The 18,488-nt window shown below is 72.0% G+C and carries 19 protein-coding genes; 11 read left to right on the plus strand and 8 right to left on the minus strand.

The features are described 5' to 3' along the window. The first annotated feature begins 15 nt into the window (after positions 1-15). The gene (locus M6B22_RS14550; protein WP_269442283.1) at positions 16-495 is read left to right on the plus strand and encodes a hypothetical protein; all 480 of its coding nucleotides are present in this window, start codon (positions 16-18) and stop codon (positions 493-495) included. A 42-nt stretch (positions 496-537) separates the two neighbouring features. Here M6B22_RS14550 and M6B22_RS14555 read toward each other — a convergent pair whose 3' ends face one another. Next, entirely contained in the window at positions 538-1,377 is an 840-nt protein-coding gene (locus M6B22_RS14555) for a PaaX family transcriptional regulator (RefSeq protein ID WP_269442284.1), read from the minus strand. Positions 1,378-1,482: 105 nt separating this feature from the next. Between M6B22_RS14555 and boxC the strand changes: the two genes are divergently transcribed. Genes boxC through M6B22_RS14575 form a run of 4 tightly spaced genes read left to right on the plus strand, consistent with a single transcriptional unit; the run spans position 1,483 to position 7,013 of the window. Beyond that, positions 1,483-3,159 (plus strand): 2,3-epoxybenzoyl-CoA dihydrolase, encoded by a 1,677-nt coding sequence (gene boxC, locus M6B22_RS14560; RefSeq protein WP_269442285.1) that lies wholly within the window; start codon positions 1,483-1,485, stop codon positions 3,157-3,159. A gap of 3 nt (positions 3,160-3,162) precedes the next feature. Then, complete coding sequence (gene boxB / locus M6B22_RS14565; RefSeq protein WP_269442286.1) at positions 3,163-4,581, plus strand: benzoyl-CoA 2,3-epoxidase subunit BoxB; 1,419 nt, start codon at positions 3,163-3,165, stop codon at positions 4,579-4,581. 13 nt (positions 4,582-4,594) lie between these two features. Next, positions 4,595-6,154 (plus strand): benzoate-CoA ligase family protein, encoded by a 1,560-nt coding sequence (locus M6B22_RS14570; protein WP_269442287.1) that lies wholly within the window; start codon positions 4,595-4,597, stop codon positions 6,152-6,154. Next, a complete protein-coding gene (locus tag M6B22_RS14575) occupies positions 6,147-7,013 on the plus strand; it encodes an amidohydrolase family protein (RefSeq protein WP_269442288.1) in 867 nt (288 codons plus the stop codon). Before M6B22_RS14570 ends, M6B22_RS14575 begins: the two co-directional genes overlap by 8 nt. Here the strand turns inward: M6B22_RS14575 and M6B22_RS14580 are convergent. Genes M6B22_RS14580 through M6B22_RS14595 form a run of 4 tightly spaced genes read right to left on the minus strand, consistent with a single transcriptional unit; the run spans position 7,002 to position 10,156 of the window. After that, positions 7,002-8,036 (minus strand): NAD(P)/FAD-dependent oxidoreductase, encoded by a 1,035-nt coding sequence (locus tag M6B22_RS14580; protein ID WP_269442289.1) that lies wholly within the window; start codon positions 8,034-8,036, stop codon positions 7,002-7,004. The two genes, M6B22_RS14575 and M6B22_RS14580, sit on opposite strands and share 12 nt — an antisense overlap. Then, entirely contained in the window at positions 8,033-8,545 is a 513-nt protein-coding gene (locus M6B22_RS14585) for an isoprenylcysteine carboxyl methyltransferase family protein (protein WP_269442290.1), read from the minus strand. Before M6B22_RS14585 ends, M6B22_RS14580 begins: the two co-directional genes overlap by 4 nt. A gap of 4 nt (positions 8,546-8,549) precedes the next feature. Then, the gene (locus tag M6B22_RS14590; protein ID WP_269442291.1) at positions 8,550-9,605 is read right to left on the minus strand and encodes a type III polyketide synthase; all 1,056 of its coding nucleotides are present in this window, start codon (positions 9,603-9,605) and stop codon (positions 8,550-8,552) included. A 59-nt stretch (positions 9,606-9,664) separates the two neighbouring features. Continuing rightward, positions 9,665-10,156 carry a hypothetical protein gene (locus M6B22_RS14595; RefSeq protein ID WP_269442292.1) on the minus strand — a complete coding sequence of 164 codons (492 nt, stop codon included), beginning with the start codon at positions 10,154-10,156 and terminating at the stop codon, positions 9,665-9,667. A 217-nt stretch (positions 10,157-10,373) separates the two neighbouring features. On the opposite strand from M6B22_RS14595, the gene M6B22_RS14600 reads away from it, so the two are divergent. The 5 genes from M6B22_RS14600 (at position 10,374) to M6B22_RS14620 (ending at position 13,839) form a co-directional block, all read left to right on the plus strand. Next, positions 10,374-11,684 carry an NAD(P)/FAD-dependent oxidoreductase gene (locus tag M6B22_RS14600; protein WP_269442293.1) on the plus strand — a complete coding sequence of 437 codons (1,311 nt, stop codon included), beginning with the start codon at positions 10,374-10,376 and terminating at the stop codon, positions 11,682-11,684. Between the two features lies 1 nt (position 11,685). Continuing rightward, positions 11,686-12,003, plus strand: coding sequence for a TusE/DsrC/DsvC family sulfur relay protein (locus M6B22_RS14605; protein ID WP_269442294.1), 318 nt, complete (start codon positions 11,686-11,688; stop codon positions 12,001-12,003). An 11-nt stretch (positions 12,004-12,014) separates the two neighbouring features. Next, positions 12,015-12,482 (plus strand): DsrE/DsrF/DrsH-like family protein, encoded by a 468-nt coding sequence (locus M6B22_RS14610; protein ID WP_269442295.1) that lies wholly within the window; start codon positions 12,015-12,017, stop codon positions 12,480-12,482. Between the two features lie 13 nt (positions 12,483-12,495). Next, positions 12,496-13,374 carry a universal stress protein gene (locus tag M6B22_RS14615; protein WP_269442296.1) on the plus strand — a complete coding sequence of 293 codons (879 nt, stop codon included), beginning with the start codon at positions 12,496-12,498 and terminating at the stop codon, positions 13,372-13,374. Between the two features lie 198 nt (positions 13,375-13,572). Further along, the gene (locus tag M6B22_RS14620) at positions 13,573-13,839 is read left to right on the plus strand and encodes a DUF1918 domain-containing protein (protein ID WP_269442297.1); all 267 of its coding nucleotides are present in this window, start codon (positions 13,573-13,575) and stop codon (positions 13,837-13,839) included. 33 nt (positions 13,840-13,872) lie between these two features. On the opposite strand, the gene M6B22_RS14625 is transcribed toward M6B22_RS14620, so the two are convergent. After that, entirely contained in the window at positions 13,873-16,188 is a 2,316-nt protein-coding gene (locus tag M6B22_RS14625) for a heavy metal translocating P-type ATPase (RefSeq protein WP_269442298.1), read from the minus strand. A 107-nt stretch (positions 16,189-16,295) separates the two neighbouring features. Then, positions 16,296-17,285, minus strand: coding sequence for a polysaccharide deacetylase family protein (locus M6B22_RS14630; protein ID WP_269442299.1), 990 nt, complete (start codon positions 17,283-17,285; stop codon positions 16,296-16,298). A gap of 143 nt (positions 17,286-17,428) precedes the next feature. On the opposite strand from M6B22_RS14630, the gene M6B22_RS14635 reads away from it, so the two are divergent. Further along, complete coding sequence (locus M6B22_RS14635; RefSeq protein ID WP_269442300.1) at positions 17,429-18,226, plus strand: class I SAM-dependent methyltransferase; 798 nt, start codon at positions 17,429-17,431, stop codon at positions 18,224-18,226. 6 nt (positions 18,227-18,232) lie between these two features. Here the strand turns inward: M6B22_RS14635 and M6B22_RS14640 are convergent, their stop codons facing one another. Then, positions 18,233-18,415: a tautomerase family protein gene (locus tag M6B22_RS14640; protein WP_269442301.1), complete on the minus strand. Its 183-nt coding sequence runs from the start codon at positions 18,413-18,415 to the stop codon at positions 18,233-18,235. Between the last annotated feature and the right edge of the window lie 73 nt (positions 18,416-18,488).

Here is an 18,488-nt window from a genome sequence, read left to right on the forward strand (position 1 = left end):
GCCCTGGAGGCATGCGTGAAGCTGACCAAGCTCGGCGAGAAGGCAGTAAAGCTCTCGGTGCAGGATCGCAAACTGGTCGGGGCGAAAGTGGTGAAGGGCGAGGACATCACCAAGTACACCCAGGGCGCGGTCTGCTACGACGCCGCGGCCTTCGTGCGCTTCCTGCTCGGCAACACCATCACCGCCGACGATGTCGTCAAGGTCAACGGCCAGAGCTGGGAGTCCAAGCTCGCGCTCAAGAGCGGCTCGGCGTGGAACGGCACGGCAGGGATCCCCACCGGGTACGCGCTCGGCTTCTTCCGCAAGCCGGACAAGAAGTTCTTCCACGCCGCGGTCTCGGTCGGCGGCACAACGATCAGAGCCGTCAACGGCGGCAAGCTGGGCGCGGGATGGAGCTCCCCGGTGGACCTGAAGAAGGTCCTCGGCGCGCCGGACAGCGAAGGCTGGTTCGCCTACGACGGCACCCAGATCAAGGTGTTCATGTCGAAGGTCTGACGGATCTGCTCGGCCCGTCCCGCTGCGACTACGGCCGAAGGATCACCCGGCGTTGAGCCGCAGCCAGTCCTGCTGCGCCCGCGCGGACCAGGCCGCGTGCCGGCGGGCGAACAGCGCCGCGGCTCGCTGCCCGCTCCAGCGCGCGGGAAGCAGTTCGCGCGGCAGGCCCGGATCGCGCCAGGGGAACGCGCGCCAGGCGTGCACCAGGTCGACCAGCCGGGGCAGCGGGTCAGCGGCCGACGCGGCCGCGAACGAAGCCAGGAACTCGCGATAACTCTGCTCGATCGCCGGCAGGTCCCACGCCTGCGCCACGAAGGACTCCAGGTCGCCGCCCCCGCGGTGCCGGGCCACGAACACGCGGGCGTCCTCGAACGCCGCGGACTGCGCCAAGACGGCTTCGGCCTCGGCCGCCCGCTCGGCGTGCGTGCTGATCCAGACCCCGGGCACCGGGTTGCCGAAGCCGGCCCAGCGCATCCTGGTGCGCAGCAGGTGCCGGGCCGCCCGATCGCTCTCGGCGACCCGCGCGAGCACCAGCACCCACTGCCCGTCCCAATCCGGCGTGGCGCCGGTGAAGCCGTAGATGCGCCCGGCGCCCTCGGTGAGCAGCTGCTCAGCGCGCGCGGTGAGCCGCCACCGGCTGCGCCGCCCGATCCGTTCGGACGTCAGCCAGCCGTCGGCCCCGGTGCGCATCACTGCCTGCCGGCTCGCCTTCTCCTCGACGCCGAGCCGGCCGAGGACGTCGATGAGGGCGGACGTCCAGGCAACCCCACCGTGCGGCAGGACCAGCTCGCCGAGCACGGTGAACAGCAGGCCGCGCGCGCTCTCGGCGCCCGCGGCATGCCGGCGGGACAGGCTCGGCGCCGAATCGGCTTCGACGGACACCACACCTCCCAGCGCTCGTTGCACAGCCTACAAACTACTACAAACACTTGACGAAAGACCATTGCTATGTAGAACATGGAGGAGTACCCGACCCGAGGAGCGAGCATGACCGGTGTGGCCACGGCACAGCGCGTCGAGTTCCGCACATCGCCATCGGACTACCGGCACTGGCGCCTCGTGACCGACGGTCCGGTCGCGACGCTCACCATGGACGTCGCAGAGGACGCTGGCCTGGTCGAGGGCTACGAGCTCAAGCTCAACTCCTACGACCTCGGGGTGGACATCGAGCTCTACGACGCGGTGCAACGGCTGCGCTTCGAACACCCCGAGGTGCGCGCGGTCGTCGTCACCAGCGGCAAGGACAAGATCTTCTGCGCCGGCGCGAACATCGGCATGCTCGCGGCCTCCTCCCACTCGTGGAAGGTGAACTTCTGCAAGTTCACCAACGAGACCCGCAACGGCATCGAGGACGCCACGGCGCACTCCGGCCAGACGTACCTGGCGGCGCTCAGCGGCACCGCGTCCGGCGGCGGCTACGAACTGGCGCTGGCCTGCGAGCACATCATGCTGGTCGACGACCGCTCGTCCACGGTGTCCCTTCCGGAGCTGCCGCTGCTCGGCGTGCTGCCCGGCACCGGCGGCCTCACCCGCGTCGTCGACAAGCGGCACGTGCGCCGCGACCTGGCCGACTATTTCGCCACCCGCGCGGAGGGTGTCAACGGCAAGAAGGCCGTCGCCTGGAAGCTCGTCGACGAACTCGTGCCCCGGCCGCAGTGGGACGCGACCGTGCAAGCTCGTGCCGCCGAACTGGCCGGGCGCTCCCCGCAGCGCGACGGGCCGGGCCTCGCGCTGACTCTGCTCGAGAAGTCCCGCACCGCCGACGAGGTCGGCTACCGCTACGTGACAGCGGCCCTGGACCACGTGGGGCGCTCGGTTGCGATCACCGTGCGCGGTCCGCAGCAGGACGCGCCCGCCGGCCCGGCCGGACTGCACGAGCAGGGCGCCGAGTTCTGGACGCTCGCACTCACCCGCGAGCTCGACGACCTGATCCTGGACCTGCGCACCAACGAACCCGAGCTCGGCACCTGGGTGTTCCGCACCGAAGGCGACGCGCACCGGGTGCTCGCCCACGACGCGCTGCTGCTCGCCCACCGCGACGACTGGTTGGCGAACGAGATCCTGCTGTACCTCAAGCGCACCCTCAAGCGGCTGGACGTCACCAGCCGCAGCCTGCTCGCACTCGTCGAGCCGGGCAGCTGCTTCGCCGGCAGCCTGCTCGAACTCGCCCTCGCCGCCGACCGCTCGTACCAGCTGGCCGGTGTCTTCGAAGATCTCGACCCGGATGCCGAGCCCGCGGCGATCATCGCGGGTGGCCTGAACTTCGGTCCGCTGCCGATGGGCAACGGGCTGACCCGGCTGCAGACGCGGTTCCTCGACGACGCGGCCGCGGTCGACGCCGTACGCGCCCGCGCCGGCGAGCCGCTGTCGGCCGAGGACGCCGCCGCGCTCGGGCTCGTCACCTTCACCCCGGACGACATCGACTGGGACGACGAGGTGCGCATCGCGATCGAGGAGCGGTCCAGCTTCAGCCCCGACGCGCTGACCGGCCTCGAGGCGAACTACCGCTTCGCCGGCCCGGAAACGATCGAGACCAAGATCTTCGGCCGGCTCTCCGCCTGGCAGAACTGGATCTTCTACCGCCCCAACGCGTCCGGACCGGACGGTGCGCTGCGCCAGTTCGGCACCGGCCGCCGCGCCGACTTCGACAGGAAGCGGGTCTAACACATGACCACCACCGCCGATTACTCGGTCAAGATCCCCAACAACGTCGACCTGCACGAGGACCGCCGCCTGCAGCGCGCGCTGGAGTCGTGGCAGCCGAACTTCCTGTCCTGGTGGGAGTCGATGGGTCCGACGCTGCCCACCGAGGACGTCTACCTGCGCACCGCGGTGAACGTCGGCCGCGAGGGCTGGGCGCACTTCGGGCACGTGCCGATGAAGGACTACCGCTGGGGCATCTTCCTCGCCGAGCGTGATCGCGAACGGCAGATCGGCTTCGGCCAGCACCAGGGCGAGCCGGCGTGGCAGAAGGTTCCCGGCGAGTACCGCGCCGAGCTGCAGCGGCTGATCGTCGTCCAGGGCGACACCGAGCCGGCGTCCGTCGAGCAGCAGCGCAACCTCGGCGCCACGGCGCCGAGCCTGTACGACCTGCGCAACCTGTTCCAGGTGAACGTCGAGGAGGGGCGGCACCTGTGGGCGATGGTGTACCTGCTGCACGCCTACTTCGGCCGCGAGGGCCGCGAGGAGGCCGAGGAGCTGCTGCACCGCAACTCCGGCAGCCAGGACAGCCCGCGCATCCTGGGCGCCTTCAACGAGGAGACGCCGGACTGGCTGAGCTTTTTCATGTTCACCTACTTCACCGACCGCGACGGCAAGTACCAGCTGGGCACCCTGAAGGAGTCGGCCTTCGACCCGCTGAGCCGCACCTGCGAGTTCATGCTCAAGGAGGAGGCGCACCACATGATGGTGGGCACCACCGGCATCGACCGCGTCGTCGAGCGCACCGCGCAGGTGATGACCGAGCACGACACCGACGACGTCACCGCACACGGCGCGATCCCGCTGCCGGTGATCCAGAAGTACCTGAACTTCCACTACTCGGTCTCGCTCGACCTGTTCGGCTCGGAGACCTCGACGAACGTCGCGAACTACTTCACCGCCGGGCTCAAGGGCCGCTGGATGGAGGGCCGGCGCAAGGACGACCACCGGCTCACCGACGACGCGATCCTGGTCGATGCGCTCGACGACGGGCAGATCGCGCAGACCGAGGTGGCCGCGCTTGTCGGGCTGAACACCGACCTGCGCCGCGAGTACATCGCCGACTGCCAGAGCGGGGTCACCCGCTGGAACCGGATCCTTGACGGTGCCGGCATGCCGCAGCGGCTGTACCTGCCGCACGTCGCCTTCAACCGGCAGGTGGGCGCGTTCGCCGGCATCGAGACGAGCCCGACCGGCGAGCAGCTGTCGGCCGAGGAATGGCAGCGCCGCAAGGGCGACTGGCTGCCGACCGAGGTGGACAAGACCTACGTGCGCTCGTTGATGCGCCCGGTGCACGAACGCGGCAAGATAGCGGCGTGGATCGCTCCACCGCGGCAGGGCATCAACGGGCAGCCGTTCGACTTCGACTACGTCCACCTGGCCTAGGAGGCGGGGCCGGATGAGCGAGGTGTTCAACGCGTGCGAGTACCTGCTGGACCGGCAGCTCGCCACGGGCGCGGGCGAGCGCATCGCACTGACCGGCCCGGCCGGCGAGCTGACCTACACCCAGCTGCACGAGGCGGTGCTGCGCGCCGCCGGCGCGTTGCGCGGGCTGGGCTTGCAGCCCGAGCAACGAGTGCTCATGTTCATGGCCGACGAGCCGCAGTTCGTCATCGTCTACCTGGCCGCGATGCGCATCGGCGCGGTGCCCGTCCCGGTCTCGACCATGTCGCACGCCGACGGGCTGGCCGACCTGCTGCGCGACTCGCGCGCCAGGCTGCTCACGGTGAGCGGCCCGTTCGCGGACACCGCGGCCGCTGCCCTCGCCGACGTACCGGACCTGACCGCGGTCCTCGGCCCCAAGCCGCAGATCGACCCCGCTGCGCCCCTGCCGTGGCACGACCTGGACGCGCTGATCGCCGCGAGCGAGCCGGACCCGGCCGGGTACCCGACCACCGAGGACTCCCCGGCGTTCTGGCTCTACACCTCGGGCACCACCGGCTTACCCAAGGGCGCGATGCACCGGCACGGGTCGATCAAGGTGGTGTGCGAGACGTACGGCGCGCAGGTGCTGGGCATCCGTCCGGACGACCGGTGCCTGTCCGCGGCCAAGGCGTTCTTCGCCTACGGGCTCGGCAACTCGGTGCTGTTCCCGCTGGCCGTCGGCGCGGCGAGCGTGCTCGAGCCGGCGCCGTCCCGTCCCGAGCTGGTAGCACAACGGGTCAGCGAGTACGGCGTCACGCTGTTCTTCGGTGGCCCGACGTTCTTCGCGAACATGCTGCGCGCCGAGCTGCCGCGCGCAGCGATGGCAGGCGTACGCCTCGCCGCGTCGGCCGGCGAGCCGTTGCCCGCGGCGCTCTACGAGCGCTGGACGGCGCGCTTCGGCGTCGACATCATCGACGGCATCGGGATGACCGAGATGCTGCACATCTTCCTGTCCAACCGCGCCGGCGAGGTGCGCCCCGGCACCACCGGGCAGGCGGTGCCGGGCTACGAGTTGAAGATCGTCGACGACGCCGGTGCCGAGGTTCCGGTCGGGACGCCGGGCACGCTGCTGGTGCGTGGCCGCTCGACGGCGACCGGGTACTGGTCGCGCTACGACGCGTCGCGGCAGGTGTTCCAGGGTGACTGGCTGCGCACCGGCGACACCTACGTCCAGGACGCCGACGGCTTCTACGCCTGCCTCGGCCGCACCGGCGACATGCTCAAGGCGAGCGGCATCTGGGTCTCGCCGGGAGAGGTGGAGAACCGGCTGCTCGCGCACGAGTCGGTGGCGCAGGCGGTCGTGGTCGCCGCGGTCGACGGCGACGGCCTGGAGAAGCCGGTCGCGTACGTGATCCTGCAGCCGGGCCGCTCCGCCACCGAGGAGGAGCTGATCGAGTTCTGCCGCGACGGGCTGCCGTCGTTCAAGCGGCCACGCAAGATCGTGTTCGTCGGCGCGTACCCGACCACCGCGACCGGCAAGGTGCGTCGCGTCGAGCTGCGCCAGCTGGCCGCGACGGTGCTGATCGATGCTTGACGGGCGGGCGCTGGTCGACGTGCACCTGCACCCGGCGCGGCTTCCGGGCCTGAAGCTGCCGTGGGACGTGTGGGTGCAGGACTTCGACAGCCCGCAGCTGCACGCCCTCTACGACGACGAGGGCGCCGTGCGTCCGGCCGCGTTCGACGAGCTGCTCGCCGCCGAGGGTGTCGACGTCGCCGTCGTGCTCGCCGAGTACAGCCCCAAGGTCACCGGCTGGCAGCGGGTCGAGGAGATGCTGCCGCTCGTGGCGCACAACCCGGACCGGGTCAGGTTCGCCGCCAACGTCAATCCGCACCTGCACTTCCCGGTCGCCGACGAGCTGCAGCGCCAACTCGACCTCGGCGCGGTCGCGCTGAAGGTGCACCCCGTCCACGGCGGGTTCGCCGCGAACGACCGCGCGCTGTACCCGGCCTACGAGCTGTGCCAGGCCGCCGGCCTGCCGGTGGTGGTGCACTGCGGCACGTCGACCTTCCCGGGCGCGCTGAACCAGTTCGCCGACCCGGTCCTGCTCGATGACGTGCTGCGCGACTTCCGCTCGCTGCAACTCGTGCTCGCGCACGGCGGCCGCGGCTGGTGGTACGACGCCGCGGCGTTCCTGGCGCTGACCAACCCGAACGTCTGGATCGAACTGTCCGGGCTTCCGCCGTCGCGGCTGCAGACCTACTACGCGCGGCACAACTGGGCGCGGCTCACCCGGCGGATGATCTTCGGCACCGACTGGCCGGGCATCCCCGGGATCGCGAAGAACGCGCGTGCCGTCGCCGCGCAGTGCCCGGACGACGAGACGGCCGAGCTGGTGCTGGCCGGCAACGCGGCCCGCGTGTACAACCTCAAGCTGCCCGGCTCACCGGGCTAGCTGCGCGACCGCGGCGCGGAACAGCCACGGCGCGCGCGTCGCCAGCGGGACGATCGCCCGGCGCGACGGTGCCGGTACCGTCGCGCGCACCAGGGCCACGGTGAGCAGCCGGTAGCGGCGGGTGATCCGCCGGTGCTCTGCGACGTACTGCTCCGGCGCGTCACGCGCGATCGCCTCGACGGCCGCCTCGGCGCAGCGGAAGCCCAACGAGAGCCCCTCACCGGTAAGCGCGTCGACGTACCCCGCGGCGTCGCCGATCAGCAGCACCCGGCCGGCGACCGGTCGCGACACGCGCTGGTGCAGTGGCCCGGCCGCGAGCACCGGGCCGGCGACCGCACCGGCGAGCCGCTCGCGCAGCGCGGGGAACGCGGCCAGCCGCTCGGCGAACGGTTCCCGGCCACTGCCGAGGAACGCCACGCCGACACAGTCCGGGGCCACAGGAGTCACGTAGGCCTCGCCGTGCTCGCCCCAGTAGACCTCGACGTACTCACTCCACGGGGCGATCGCATGGTGCGCGCGGATGCCCCACCGCCGGCGGCCACGGGCGGCCCGCTCCAGCCCCAGGGCACGCCGGACGGGCGAGTGCAGCCCGTCCGCCGCGATCAGGTACCGTGCCCGCACGCCGGCCGCCTGCACGTACTCGCCGTCCTGCTGCACGTCGTGCACCCGCGCCGCGCCGAGCTCGGCGCCCGCGTCGACCACGGCTTGGTGCAGCGCGCCGTGCAACGCGAGGCGGCGCAGACCGAGACCGCTACCGTCCGGGAAGTCGGCGGTCGCGCAGGCCCGTCGGCCGGCGCGATCCCGTCCGTCGAGGTACCGGATGCCGCGAAAGGGCATGCCGGGCGGCCGGACGCCGAGCCGGTGCAGCGCCGCGACACCGCCGGGCATCAGCCCCTCGCCGCACGCCTTGTCGATCGGGGCGCCGCGCGGTTCGAGCACGGTGACATCGAGCCCGGCCCGCCTCGCGTGCAGGGCGGCGGCCAGACCGGCGGGGCCACCGCCGATGATGAGGACGTCCTTCATGCGGTGAGGGAGTTCAGCGCGCGGGCCTCGACCCGGATCCGCACGCTGAGCAGCCACGCGTTCAGCGCCGTGAACACCAGCGCAGTGATCCAGGCGGTGTGCACGAGCGGCAGCGCGGCACCCTCGACCACCACGGCGACGTAGTTGGGGTGCGGCAGTAGCCGGTACGGTCCGCGGTCGATCCGGGCCATGCCGGGGATCACGAGCACCCTGGTGTTCCACTGCCGCCCCAGCGTGCCGATGCACCACCAGCGCAGCGCCTGCGAGGCGAGCACGAGCACGAGCATCGGCCAGCCGAGCGCGGGCAGGAAGGGCCGATCGCCCAGCCCAGCCTCGAGCAGCGCGCCGGCGAGCAGCCCGGTGTGCAGCACCACCATCAGCGGATAGTGCCCCGCACCGGACTCGACCGCGCCGCGTTCGACGCTCCAGTGCTGGTTGCGGCGGGCGACGACGAGTTCGGCGAGGCGCTCCAGCGCGACCGCGGCGATCAGCGCCGCGTACCAGTACATCGCCTCACTGCCACTCGAGCAGGACGAGTTCGGAGCAGAAGCCCGGCCCCATCGCCATCAGCACGCCGGGCGTGCCGGCCGGCGGGTGCTTGTCGATCGTGTCGCGCAGCACGTGCAGCACCGAGGACGAGGACAGGTTGCCGACCTCGGCGAGCGAGCGCCAGGTGAGCTCGACCGCCTCGTCGGTCAGGCCGAGCGTGTCGCGTATCGCCTCGATCACCTTCGGCCCGCCCGGGTGGCAGACCCAGGTCGAGACGTCCTCGACGCGCAACCGGTGTGCGTCGAGGAACTGCTCGACGTCCGTGCCGAGGTAGCGGCGAACCAGGTCCGGCACGTTGGCGTCCAGCACGATCTGAAAGCCGCCGCCGGTGACGTCCCACCCCATGGTGCGTTGCGAGTCCGGGTACAGGTGGCTGCGTGAGTCGACGATGCGCGGCCCGACGTGACCGGCCGCCACGCCGTCGCCGACCACGACGACCGCGGCGGCCCCGTCGCCGAAGATGCCGCTCGCGACCAGGTTCGCGGTGCTGTCGTCGCCACGCTGCATGGTGAGCGAACACAGCTCGACCGACACGAGAACCGCGACGCCGCCGGGCGCGCCGGCCAGGAAGTCGTGCAGCCGGGCGATGCCCGCCGCGCCGGCCACGCAGCCGAGGCCGAACATGGGGATGCGCCGCACGTCGGCCCGCATGCCGAGCCGGCTCGCGATGCGGGCGTCGATGGACGGGGCAGCGACGCCGGTCACCGTCGTGAACATGATCAGGTCGACGTCGTGCGGCCGTAGGCCGGCCTCGTCCAGTGCCCCGGCGACCGCCGCCGCACCCAGTTCGACGGCGTGCTTGACGAAGGCGTCGTTGGCAGTGCCGAAGTCGCTCAGCTGCCGGTAGTCCTCCAGCGGCAGCGCCAGGTGCCGGTACTTGACACCCGCGCTCGCGTGCAGGCGGCGGGCCAGCGGCGCCCGGTCGGGGTCGCCGAGCACGTCCACGAACATATCGGTGATGACCCGCTGCGCATGCCGGGTCGGCGGCAGTACCCCGTACACGGCTGCGATGACGCTCATGGTTCTCAGGTACCCGATCGGCCGATGACCCAAGCAAGCGGTGCGGCCGACAATACGCGCTACAGCTTGGCGAGCCCGATGCGCATTTCGTTGTAGTAGTGCGCGAAGTTCTTCAGCGAGGACATCGACACCTTGACGTCCACGTCGCTCATCTGCGGATACAGGTTGCCGCCGAGGATGGACAGCACGCCGTTCGTGAACTTTGCCGCCTTCTGCTCGAACGCCTTCGACGACGCCAGCCGCTTGGCGACGACCTTGTCGCGGAACTCCTTGCCGGTCGCGTGCCCGGCCAGCAGCGTCGCGTTGCTGGTGTCCTTGCCCAACGCGTTGAGGTCCTTGAGCACCACTTTGGCGTCCTTGACCAGTTCGGTCAGCCCCGCGGAGGCAGCCTTCAGTCCCTTCTTCACCTTCTCGTCCTGGGACTTGCTCGCAGTCTCGGCCCAGAGCTTCGCTGCGCGCGCCCCGCGGCCGCCGAGGTTGGTGAGCTGCGCCTCGAGGTTCACGATCGTGCTCACCGCGGCGTACAGCTTCTTCTTGTCGGTGTCGTTCACCGGTTTCCCCGTTCCGACTCGACGATCCGGTCGCCGAGTCGATCGCAACGTACCGCACCGCGTGGCGCAGCGGGCGGTGAGCGTCTCTTGGTGCCGTCCGGTCGCCGGTCGCGGTCTCGAACTGGACGCGGTGGTGGCTCGGGCAGCGGCTAACGGCCTTGCCGGCCAGGGACGATGTGCCCTGTTCGCCGCAGCGGAGCCGGCCGAGGCTGGGACCATGAGGGGTACGGGTGCGGCACCGACAGGTCCGGCGCGCGTGGTGGTGCTCGGGGCCGGTACCGGCGGCACGATCGCGGCCAACCGGCTGCGCCGCACGCTCGGCGACACCGCGCTGATCACCGTCGTCGATCGCGACGCGCAGCACGTCTACCAGCCGGGCCTGCTGTTCGTGCCGTTCGGCCGCGTCGACCCGTCGGCGCTGCTGCGGCCGCGACGCCGCTTCCTGCACCCGGGCGTCGGTTTCGCCGAGGGCGACGTGGACCACGTCGATGTCCCCGGCCGGCGGGTCCACCTCACCGGCGCGGACGGGCGCGAGCAGGTGCTCGACTACGACGTGCTGGTGGTGGCCACCGGCGCGGTGCTCGTGCCGGAGGAGACGGACGGGCTGGCGGCCGCGCTCGCGAACGGGCAGGCGCACACGTTCTACACGCTCGAGGCGGCCGCGGAACTCGCCGGTGCACTGGCCGGCTTCACCGCCGGGCGGCTGGTGGTCAACGTCGTGGACCTGCCGATCAAGTGCCCGGTCGCGCCGCTGGAGTTCTGCTTCCTCGCCGACCACTACTTCCGCCGGCGCGGCATCCGCGACCGGGTGCAACTGACCTACGCGACGCCGCTGGACGCGGCGTTCACCAAACCCATCGCGGCGCGCGCCCTCGCCGACCTCCTGAAGACCAAGGGCGTCGAGCTGGTGACCGAGTTCAACACCGGGTCGGTCGACGGGGCGGCCAGGCGGCTGACGTCCTACGACGGCCGTGAACTGGCCTACGACCTGGCCGTCGTCGTCCCGCTGCACGCCGGCGCGGGCTACGTCGCCCGCTCCCCGGGGCTGGGCGATGCGCTCGGCTTCGTCCCCGTCGACGAACACACCTTGCAGTCGACCCAGGACCGGCACGTGTTCGCGCTCGGTGACAGCACCGACCTGCCCGCGTCGAAGGCCGGCTCGGTCGCGCACTTTGAGGGTGAGGTGCTCGCGGAGAACGTGCGCCGGCACCTCTGTGGACAGGCCCTGGCCGGGCGCTTCGACGGGCACACGAACTGCTTCATCGAGACCGGCGGCGGCAAGGCGCTGCTCATCGACTTCAACTACGACACCGAACCACTGCCGGGGCATTATCCGGCCAGGATCGGCCTGCCGTTGCTGCGCGAGTCCCGGTTGAACCACCTCGGCAAGCTCGCCTTCGAGCAGCTCTACTGGCACGCGCTCCTGCCCGGGCGCGACCTGCCGGGCATCGGATCGCCGATGCCGCTGCGAGGCAAGCACAACCGGCTCCCGGCCGCTGCGGCCGCCGGCACGACGAAGGAGAAGTGACATGCCCACCGCGACCTACGCCGGACGCCAGGTCACCGTCAACGACGAGGGATTCTTCGAGCACCCGCAGGACTGGACCGAAGCGATGGCTCCGGAGATCGCCGCGTCTGCCGGCATCGACCACCTCGGCGAGGACCACTGGCGGGTCATCAAGTTCATGCGGACCCAGTACGAGCAGACCGGGAGCGGCCCGACCGTTCGGCTGCTCGGCAAGTCCTCCGGCGTCTCGGTCAAGGAGCTCTACGCCCTGTTCCCCAAGGGGCCGGCCAAGCTCGCCGCCAAGATCGCGGGAATCCCCAAGCCCCGCGGCTGCATCTGAAGGAGACCGTCATGAACGACCGGATCGAGAAGGTGTCGATCATCGTGTCGAAGGGCTCGCTCGAAGGCGTGTACCCGGCATTGATCATGGCCAACGGCGCCCGCGCCGAGGGCATGGAGGCGAACCTGTTCTTCACCTTCTTCGGGCTGGACGCGATCAACAAGCGCCGCTACCAGGACGTGAAGGTCGCCACCGTCGGCAACCCCGGGCTGCACCTGTCCACCATGCTCGGCGGGTTGCCCGGCGCTTCCGCGGTGATGACCCACGTCCTGGAGAAGAAGATGGACAAGCTCGACATCCCGCCCATCCCGGAGTTCCTCGAGATGATCGCCGACACCGGTGCCGGGCTGTACGGCTGCAAGGCATCGTGCGACCTGTTCGACCTGGCCATGGAGGACCTCATCGACCAGGTCAAGGACATCATCACGGTGGGCGAGTTCTACGAGCTCGCTGCCGGCGGCCAGATCATCTTCACCTGATGGGCGGTTCACGGTGACTGGGAGTCAGGACCAGCTGGTCGTCGGCGTCGACGGCTCGGGTGCCGCGGCCGCCGCCCTGGACTGGGCGGTTGCGGAGGCCCGCGCGCGGCGCTGCGGACTGCGGGCCGTGTACGCGTACGGCGAGTTCACCGAGGGGCTGGCCATGGTGTACGGGCGCCTGCCGGAGCCCGATCGCGCCGAGGTCGTGGCGGCGAGCCAGCAGCTGCTCGACGCGGCGCTGAGCCGGGTCGCCGAACTCGACGCGACGCTGCCGGTCACGGGGGCGATCATCGAGAAGGCGCCGCCCCGCGCCCTGCTGGACGAGGCGGCGCACGCGGGCCTGTTGGTGATCGGCTCGCGCGGGCTCAAGGCGTTCGGCGCCGCCGTGCTGGGGTCGGTCGGCGCGGCCGTGGCCGGGCGCGCCGCCTGCCCGGTCGTGGTCGTTCGCGGCGCGAAGGTGCGCCGGGGCAAGGATGCCGCGGTCGTGGTGGGTGTGGACGCCACGGACGCCACGCCCGCGGTGCTGCGCTTCGCCTTCGAGCACGCGTCGCGGCATGCTCTTGCGCTGCGCGTGGTGCTGTGCTGGCGCCGCGAGCCGCTCACCGAGCTGGCGTGGCGCCCGGCGTCGCCGCCGCCGCAGGCCGAACGGTGGCTCGCCGAGTCGCTCGCCGGCTGGCGCGAGCAGTACCCCGAGGTAGCGGTCCGCGGCGAGATCGTCCGCGACCAGGCGGCCGCGGGCCTGGTGGGCGCGGCACAGGACCAGCGGCTGCTGGTCGTGGGTGCGCGCGGGCGGCATTCGCTCGCCGGGACGCTGCTGGGTTCGGTCAGTCAGGCGGTGCTGCACCACGCCACCTGTCCGGTGGCCGTCGTCCCGGTCAGCGCACGCGATTGACGCGCAGCAGCGCCGACGCCTCGCGCCGCCGTCGCGGCGGCAAGAATCCCGACTTTGGTCCCTGGTCCCGGAGCGGCTCGTGCAGTGTTGTGGGTGGGTGGCCGCCAGGCGCTCAGCCGAGCGCTCGACGGGCGGGTCACTGGGGTGGCCGGGGGCGTCGGGGGAGCGGCTCCGGCCGCTTCGAGAAGGGAGCACGCGATGCAGGCACAAGCAGGCGACTGGCTCGTCATCCACAGTCACCTCGAAGCGCGGCCGATCCGCCGCGCTCTCATCCTCGCCGTCGGCGCAGGTGGTGAGCCGCCCTTCACGGTGCGCTGGACCGACACCGATCGCGAGGCGATCCTGTTCCCGGGCCCGGACGCGACCGTCGTCACCGCGGCTGAGGAGTCCGACCGCGAGCACGCGGAGTCCGCGCGGGTCAGCGGGATGCAACGGGACATCCGCGCCGGCGGTCCGGTTCGCTGACCGGCCGCGCCGCCGGCTGCTCCGCAACGCCGGCTACTCCGCGACGAGCGTGAAGTAGTTCTCCTCCTCCTGCAGGTAATGCAACTGCAGCAGCGCGTGCAGCCCGTACAGGCTGGCGAGGATGTCCTGCTGGCGTTCCGGCGAGATCTGGCCGCTGTCCTCGATCGTCGCGAGGTGTGCTTGCAGCCGCCGGGCCAGCCGCCCGATCTCGGCGTGCGCGCGGCTCATCGGGGCGAGTGCCTCACCGTCGCCCATCGTCCGTGCAAGTGCCGGGTAGAGCTCGGCCTCTTCTGCCTGTTCGTGCGGAATCAACTGCTCGACGAGCGCGGCCCGGGCCCGGCGCAGCGCGGCCAGGGCCCCGGGGGTCGGCCCGGCCGACAGCTCGTCCGCGGCGGCGCGCAGTTGCGGGAGCACCTCGCGGAGCGCGCCGTGTTCCGCGGCGAAGCGGCGCAGCAGGGCCTGAACCGCGGGCTGGACCGGCCGGCCGCCGACCTGCCCGCCGCGAAGCGCCCGAAGCGCGTTCAGGATGACCGCGACGTCGATGCCCTCCTGCAGCAGCGCGCCGGGGGCGGGCGGGAGGAATCCGAGCGCGGCGGCGGCCATCGCGGCCAGCGACAGGGCCATGCCGACGGCCGCGCTCTGCAACGCGATGCGGCGCGCCCGACGGGCAATCTCCATGGCATCGGCGAGATAGTGCAGCCGGTCGGTGGTCAGCACCACGTCGGCCGCCTCCGAGGCCGCGCTCGCGCCGCGGGCGCCCAGGGCGACACCGACCGTTGCGGCTGCCAGGGCCGGCGCGTCGTTGAGACCGTCGCCCACCATCACGGTGACCGCCCGCTGCTGCTCGTCGCGGACCGCGGCGACCTTGCTGGCCGGTGTCTGTTCGGCGCGGATCTCGTCCAGGCCGAGAACCTCACCGACCTCGTGGGCCGGCGCCCAACGATCCCCGGTCAGCAGCACCAGCCGCTCGATGCCCGCGCTGCGCAGCCGCCGCAGTGTGCGGCCCGCTTCGGGACGCAGCGGATCCTTCAGCAGCACGGCGCCCACCGGCGTGCCGTCGGCCTCGACCCAGACCAGCGCGCTGCCGTCCAGCACCGCCCGGTTCACCGCGGTTCGCGCCCACGCCGCGTCCGGCACCGGATCGAGCTTGCCCACCCGCACCCGCGCCCGGCCGACCAGCGCGCTGACCCCGCGGCCCGGCTCGTCCTCGACAGCCTCGGGCAGCACCAGCGACACCCCGCGCCGCCGGGCCTCGGCGACCACCGCCGCGGCCAGCACGTGCTGCGAGAGGCTGTCGGCCGACGCCGCGAGCCGTAGGACGTCGGTCCCGTCCCAGCCGGGCGCCGTAAGCAGTTCGGTGACAGTGGGCCGCCCCGCCGTCAGCGTCCCGGTCTTGTCGATCACCATCGTGCGGGCCCGCCCGAGGTTCTCCAGCGCGCCACCGCCACGTACGACCACCCCGAGGCGGGACGCGCGGGAGAGCCCGGAGACGATCGCCACCGGCGCCGCGAGCAGGAGCGGGCAGGGGGTGGCCACCACGAGCACTGCGACCGCGCGCTCGGCCGTTCCCGCAAGCCACCAGGCCAGGGCGGCAAGCGCGAGCGACAGCGGCAGGAACCAGGCGGCGAAACGGTCGGCGAGCCGGATCACCGGTGCGCTCTCGGCACCCGCCTGCCGCACCAGCTCGACGATCCCGGCGTAGGTGCTCTGCGCCGCGGGCACCGTGCACCGCAGCTCGAAGGCGGCGCCCGCGTTGAGGGTGCCGCTGCGCACCGGATCGCCTGCAGACCGCTCGACCAGTTCGGGTTCGCCGGTCAGTGCCGATTCGTCGAGTACGGCCGGGCCCTCGCTCACCCCGTCCACGCCGAGCACCTCGCCCGGGCGCACGATGACCAGGTCGCCCACCTGGACCTCGTCCACCGGCACCTCGCAGACGGAGTCGCCGACCCGCCGGTGGGCGGTGCGCGGCGCGCGGTCCAGCAGTTGGCGCAGGTCGCGGGTCGCGCGGCGCTGCGCGGCCGCGTCCAGGGCCCGCCCGGTCGCCAGCATCACCGCGATCAGCGCGCCGGCCAGGTACTCGCCGACGGCCAGCGTCCCCAGCAGCGCGAGCACCGCGATCAGGTCGACGCCCAGGGTCCTTCGCGCGAGCGCGTGGATCACCCAGCCGACCGCGGGCGGCAACGCGATCACCGTCGCCGCGCCCCAGAGCACGTCCGCCCAGCCACCGGCGCCGGCCAGCCAGGTCGCGGCACCGGCAGCCAGCAGGCCCACGGTGCTCGCCAGCAGCGCCGGCTCCAGCCACCGCGTGAGCGCAGCTCGTAGTGCCTGTTCCGGTCCGCGCTGCGTCATTGAGACCTCACCCTCGCCTCGACACTGGCCGGTGTCCGAGGCGCGGGCAATCGGCGTTGGACCCGGATCTACCGGCCCTTCGCCCCTGGCGCGGCGGGTGCACTCGTTCAGGCGAGCAGCGCGTCGAGGGTGAGGAAGCGGTAGCCGGCCTGGCGCATCCGCTCGATCATGGCGTGCAGCGCGTCGGCGTCGAACGTCGTGCCGTCGTCGGGGTTGGAGCCGACGTGCATGAGCACGATCTCGCCCGGCTGCAGCCCGGCCATCGCCCGATCGACGACTTTCGCGGCGCTCATCCCGCCGCCGGTGCCCTCCCAGCCGAGGGTGTCGACGGTCCAGCGCACGGCCACGTAGCCGAGGTCGTTCACCGCAGCGATGGTCCGGGCATCCCGGTCGCCGTAGGGGAATCTGAACAGCGGCCGGGGGTCGGCACCGGCGGCCCGGATGATCCGCTGCGCGCCCAGCACCTCGGTGCCGATCGCGGCGCTGCTCAGCGCGGGCAGGTGCGGGTGGGTGATCGTGTGATTGCCGATCCGGTGACCGCCCGCGTGAATCGCCGCGACGCCGGCCTGATTGGCCTCGACCCACCTGCCGGTGAGGAAGAAGGTCGCGGCGATGTGTTCGTCGGCGAGGGTGTGCAGGATGCTGGCGAGCCCTGCGGAGTTCGCCCCGGCGTCGAACGTCAGCGCGACTGCTCGCCGGCTCGTCGGCAGCACGGTGACGTCCTGACCGCGCAGCGCGGGCGGGAAGGGGGTGGCCGCCGGTCGAGTGCCGGTCGGCGACGTGCTCGCCGTCGTGGGCGGGGCCGTCGTGGGTGGACTCGTCGTCGGCCGGGGCGTCGTCGGCCGGACGGTCGTGGGGAGGGTCTTCGTCGGCCGGACGGTCGTCGGTCGGGGCGCCGTCGGCCGGGCGGTCGTGGGCTGTGCGGAGGACGTCGCGCTCGCCGGAGGGTGCCCGGACGCGGTGGCTGTCGGCGCCCGCGCGGCAGGACCGCCACCCGTGCCACGAACGGCGATCACGACACCCACCGTCGCAACAGCCACGGCGACGGCGGACGCGCCGATGACCCACGCGATGCTCGTGCGGCTGCGCCTGGCCATCTCGCCCCCCGGGGGTACGTCCCCATTGCAGGTCGCTGACGCCCGGATCGCTACGGTCGGCCGGCACCCGGTGGCGGGACCAAGGGCACGCGCGCCGCGACTGCCCCGCGGAGCCGGCGCCGGTGCGCTCGTATCGTGGGCCGATGAGCGAGGACCCCTGGGCGAGTTCGCAGCTGGCGAGCCGGTTCGTCGACGGCGCGTACGCGACCGTCAAGGGCTACGTGCGCACCTACGTCATGCACCACCAGTTGCTGGATCACCTGCCTGCGCCGCCTGCGTCAGTGCTGGACGTCGGCGGCGGCGCGGGCAATCAGTCGTTCCCGCTGGCACAGGCCGGGTACGACGTCACGCTGCTCGATTCCTCCCCCGCGATGCTGGACAAGGCGCGCGGGCGGCTGCAGCAGTTGCCGGGCGAGGCGCAGCAACGGGTGACGCTCGTCGAGGCCGACGGCCTGGACGCGGCTGCCGCTGTAGGCGGTCGGCGGTTCGCCGCCGTGCTGTGTCACGGCGTGCTCGGCTACCTCGACGACCCGCAGCCCATGGTCGACCAGCTGTGCCGGTGTGCGGCTCCCGGCGGCGTCGTCTCGATCATGACCGGCAACGCGAACACGACCGCGATCCAGCCGGCGTTGGAACGGCGGTGGGCGGACGCATTGGCCGCGTTCGACGTCCGGACGGGGACCGGCGTGCTGGGCGTGCGTGCCCGGGCCGACACCGTCGAGGAACTGAGCCAGCTGCTGCTGGATCGCGGCGTCGAGCCGGAACGCTGGTACGGCGTATGGCTGTTCGTCGACTGGCTCGAGTTCAGCGGCGTCGAGCTGGACGCCGGCGATGCCGAGCAGGTGGCGGCCACGGCAGCCGTCGAACTCGAAGCCAGTCGGCGCGACCCGTATCGGCAGCTCAGTCGCGTCTTCCATCTCGTCGGACGCACGCCGGGCTGACGGCCTCTACTTGTCAGCTGTCAGGACGCCGCCCTGGCCCCAGCTGTCGGCCGGCGTCTCCTGGATCCAGATCTGGACGCTTGCGGCGGGTACGCCGAGGGTGTCGACGAATGCGTCGGTGATGCCGTTCACCAGCGCGCGCTTGAGTTCGACGCTGCGCGGGCCTTGCAGGACGGTGACGGTGGGCATGGCAACCTCCGTGGTTGAGGATCTCGACAGCGATCTGCCGTCCCACCCATTCGACCCGGCCGTGTGCCCGCGA

The organism is Jatrophihabitans cynanchi (assembly GCF_027247405.1).
GTDB classification, from domain to species: domain Bacteria; phylum Actinomycetota; class Actinomycetes; order Mycobacteriales; family Jatrophihabitantaceae; genus Jatrophihabitans_B; species Jatrophihabitans_B cynanchi.

Coding starts and splice junctions, on each gene's coding strand:
- M6B22_RS14590 (WP_269442291.1), bottom strand. CDS start 9,605: ATGAGCGTCATCGCAGCCGTGTACGGGGTACTGCCGCCGACCCGGCAT.
- M6B22_RS14635 (WP_269442300.1), top strand. CDS start 17,429: ATGAGCGAGGACCCCTGGGCGAGTTCGCAGCTGGCGAGCCGGTTCGTC.
- M6B22_RS14600 (WP_269442293.1), top strand. CDS start 10,374: ATGAGGGGTACGGGTGCGGCACCGACAGGTCCGGCGCGCGTGGTGGTG.
- M6B22_RS14570 (WP_269442287.1), top strand. CDS start 4,595: ATGAGCGAGGTGTTCAACGCGTGCGAGTACCTGCTGGACCGGCAGCTC.
- M6B22_RS14605 (WP_269442294.1), top strand. CDS start 11,686: ATGCCCACCGCGACCTACGCCGGACGCCAGGTCACCGTCAACGACGAG.
- boxC (WP_269442285.1), top strand. CDS start 1,483: ATGACCGGTGTGGCCACGGCACAGCGCGTCGAGTTCCGCACATCGCCA.
- M6B22_RS14575 (WP_269442288.1), top strand. CDS start 6,147: ATGCTTGACGGGCGGGCGCTGGTCGACGTGCACCTGCACCCGGCGCGG.
- M6B22_RS14640 (WP_269442301.1), bottom strand. CDS start 18,415: ATGCCCACCGTCACCGTCCTGCAAGGCCCGCGCAGCGTCGAACTCAAG.
- M6B22_RS14610 (WP_269442295.1), top strand. CDS start 12,015: ATGAACGACCGGATCGAGAAGGTGTCGATCATCGTGTCGAAGGGCTCG.
- M6B22_RS14620 (WP_269442297.1), top strand. CDS start 13,573: ATGCAGGCACAAGCAGGCGACTGGCTCGTCATCCACAGTCACCTCGAA.
- M6B22_RS14630 (WP_269442299.1), bottom strand. CDS start 17,285: ATGGCCAGGCGCAGCCGCACGAGCATCGCGTGGGTCATCGGCGCGTCC.
- M6B22_RS14625 (WP_269442298.1), bottom strand. CDS start 16,188: ATGACGCAGCGCGGACCGGAACAGGCACTACGAGCTGCGCTCACGCGG.
- boxB (WP_269442286.1), top strand. CDS start 3,163: ATGACCACCACCGCCGATTACTCGGTCAAGATCCCCAACAACGTCGAC.
- M6B22_RS14585 (WP_269442290.1), bottom strand. CDS start 8,545: ATGTACTGGTACGCGGCGCTGATCGCCGCGGTCGCGCTGGAGCGCCTC.
- M6B22_RS14580 (WP_269442289.1), bottom strand. CDS start 8,036: ATGAAGGACGTCCTCATCATCGGCGGTGGCCCCGCCGGTCTGGCCGCC.